This window comes from Variovorax nivicola (genome assembly GCF_051216475.1).
Taxonomy (GTDB): Bacteria; Pseudomonadota; Gammaproteobacteria; order Burkholderiales; family Burkholderiaceae_C; genus Variovorax.
The window spans coordinates 2,501-5,896 of the sequence record NZ_JBPJZK010000027.1 but is presented as its reverse complement, the minus strand read 5'-3'; the positions used below and the strand labels follow the sequence as shown (position 1 = coordinate 5,896).

At 50.0% G+C, this 3,396-nt stretch carries 2 rRNA genes; both read right to left on the bottom strand.

From position 1 onward, the window contains the following. Positions 1-56 precede the first annotated feature (56 nt). Positions 57-169 (bottom strand): 5S ribosomal RNA (rrf, locus tag ACSFBF_RS35840). Positions 170-297: 128 nt separating this feature from the next. Then, a 23S ribosomal RNA gene (locus ACSFBF_RS35835) occupies positions 298-3,170 on the bottom strand. Between the last annotated feature and the right edge of the window lie 226 nt (positions 3,171-3,396).

Here is a 3,396-nt window from a genome sequence, read left to right as displayed (position 1 = left end):
CCCTCAAAAGCAAAAACCCCCAGTCAATGTTGACTGGGGGTTTCTGGGCTGTAAGAGCCTGACGATGACCTACTTTCACACGGGAACCCGCACTATCATCGGCGCTGACGCGTTTCACTGTCCTGTTCGGGATGGGAAGGAGTGGTACCACGTCGCTATGGTCATCAGGCATAAAGGGTTGTCTGACTGATCACGTGATCAATCAAACGAATTCATAGAGTTTGGAATCAGCTTTTGGCGAATTGTTTTGAATGCGTCAACTTGGCATAACACCTTGATCAGACTGATCAAAGTTATAGGGTCAAGCCGCACGAGCAATTAGTATCAGTTAGCTTAACGCATTACTGCGCTTCCACACCTGACCTATCAACGTCCTGGTCTTGAACGACTCTTTAGGGGGCTCAAGGCCCCGGCAGATCTCATCTTGAAACGAGTTTCCCGCTTAGATGCTTTCAGCGGTTATCTCTTCCACACTTAGCTACTCGGCAATGCCACTGGCGTGACAACCGATACACCAGAGGTGTGTCCACTCCGGTCCTCTCGTACTAGGAGCAGGCTTCCTCAAATCTGCAGCGCCCACGGAAGATAGGGACCAAACTGTCTCACGACGTTTTAAACCCAGCTCACGTACCTCTTTAAATGGCGAACAGCCATACCCTTGGGACCGGCTACAGCCCCAGGATGAGATGAGCCGACATCGAGGTGCCAAACACCGCCGTCGATATGAACTCTTGGGCGGTATCAGCCTGTTATCCCCAGAGTACCTTTTATCCGTTGAGCGATGGCCCTTCCATACAGAACCACCGGATCACTATGTCCTGCTTTCGCATCTGCTCGACTTGTCAGTCTCGCAGTTAAGCACGCTTATGCCATTGCACTATCGTCACGATGTCCGACCGTAACTAGCGTACCTTCGAACTCCTCCGTTACGCTTTGGGAGGAGACCGCCCCAGTCAAACTGCCTACCATGCACTGTCCCCGATCCAGATAATGGACCTAGGTTAGAACCTCAAACACACCAGGGTGGTATTTCAACGTTGGCTCCACAAGATCTAGCGACCCTGCTTCAAAGCCTCCCACCTATCCTACACAGATCTGTTCAAAGTCCAATACAAAGCTACAGTAAAGGTTCATGGGGTCTTTCCGTCTTTCCGCGGGGAGATTGCATCATCACAAACATTTCAACTTCGCTGAGTCTCAGGAGGAGACAGTGTGGCCATCGTTACGCCATTCGTGCAGGTCGGAACTTACCCGACAAGGAATTTCGCTACCTTAGGACCGTTATAGTTACGGCCGCCGTTTACTGGGACTTCAATCAAGAGCTTGCACCCCATCATTTAATCTTCCAGCACCGGGCAGGCGTCACACCCTATACGTCCACTTTCGTGTTTGCAGAGTGCTGTGTTTTTAATAAACAGTCGCAGCCACCGATTTTTTGCAACCCATTCATGCTCCGTTGTTCACTTCACACTAATAGGGCACACCTTCTTCCGAAGTTACGGTGTCAATTTGCCGAGTTCCTTCTCCTGAGTTCTCTCAAGCGCCTTAGAATACTCATCTCGCGCACCAGTGTCGGTTTGCGGTACGGTCGTATATAGCTGAAGCTTAGTGGCTTTTCCTGGAACCTCGTTCAGTCACTTCACCAGCAAGCTGGCTCGATCATTGGCCTCGGTATATGTACGCCGGATTTGCCTAACGTACGCCTACATCCAATTAAACCGGGATATCCAACACCCGGATGACCTATTAAGATCCGTCCCCACATCGCACTATATATCGGTACAGGAATATTGACCTGTTTCCCATCAGCTACGCATCTCTGCCTCGCCTTAGGGGCCGACTCACTCTACGCCGATGAACGTTGCGTAGAAAACCTTGCGCTTACGGCGAGGGGGCTTTTCACCCCCTTTAACGCTACTCATGTCAGCATTCGCACTTCTGATACCTCCAGCACGCTTTACAACGCACCTTCACAGGCTTACAGAACGCTCTCCTACCACTTGCAATAAATTGCAAATCCGCAGCTTCGGTAACTGGCTTAGCCCCGTTACATCTTCCGCGCAGGACGACTCGATCAGTGAGCTATTACGCTTTCTTTAAATGATGGCTGCTTCTAAGCCAACATCCTGACTGTTTTAGCCTTCCCACTTCGTTTCCCACTTAGCCAATTTTAGGGACCTTAGCTGGCGGTCTGGGTTGTTTCCCTCTTGAGTCCGGACGTTAGCACCCGGTGCTCTGTCTCCCAAGCTGTACTCATCGGTATTCGGAGTTTGCCTTGGTTTGGTAAGTCGCCATGACCCCCTAGCCAAAACAGTGCTCTACCCCCGATGGTAATACTTGAGGCACTACCTAAATAGTTTTCGGAGAGAACCAGCTATTTCCAAGTTTGTTTAGCCTTTCACCCCTATCCACAGCTCATCCGCTAGTTTTGCAACACTAGTCGGTTCGGACCTCCAGTACCTGTTACGGCACCTTCATCCTGGCCATGGATAGATCACTTGGTTTCGGGTCTACACCCAGCGACTGATCGCCCTATTCGGACTCGATTTCTCTACGGCTTCCCTATTCGGTTAACCTTGCCACTGAATGTAAGTCGCTGACCCATTATACAAAAGGTACGCAGTCACCCCTTACGAGGCTCCTACTTTTTGTAAGCACGCGGTTTCAGGATCTATTTCACTCCCCTCCCGGGGTTCTTTTCGCCTTTCCCTCACGGTACTAGTTCACTATCGGTCAATGATGAGTATTTAGCCTTGGAGGATGGTCCCCCCATATTCAGACAGGATTTCTCGTGTCCCGCCCTACTTGTCGTTAGCTCAGTACCACACAGGTCATTTCACGTACGGGGCTATCACCCGCTATGGCCAGCCTTTCCAAGCTGTTCCGTTATGTCTTGTGCTATCACTAACAGGCTTCTCCGATTTCGCTCGCCACTACTTTCGGAATCTCGGTTGATGTCTTTTCCTCGAGCTACTGAGATGTTTCAGTTCACCCGGTTCGCCTCGCATGACTATGTATTCATCATGCGATACCTTTCGGTGGGTTTCCCCATTCGGAAATCTCCGGATCAAAGCTAATTTGCCAGCTCCCCGAAGCTTATCGCAGGCTATCACGTCCTTCGTCGCCTATCATTGCCAAGGCATCCACCACGTGCTCTTATTCACTTGACCCTATAACTTTGACGTTTCCTCACGGAAACCAAAGTCAATCAAGGAATTGCCAGGTCTTTCACCTGGCGCGTTATGCCGTCTTCATAAATCGATTTGACTCGAAATTGAAGTTCATTTGACGCAATCAAAAATTCTTGCTGCTGATGGCACGGTCTGCACTAAACCTTTACGAATGTGCAGTTTCCATCAGCAGCGCTGATTCGACTCTATGAATTTTTAAAGAACA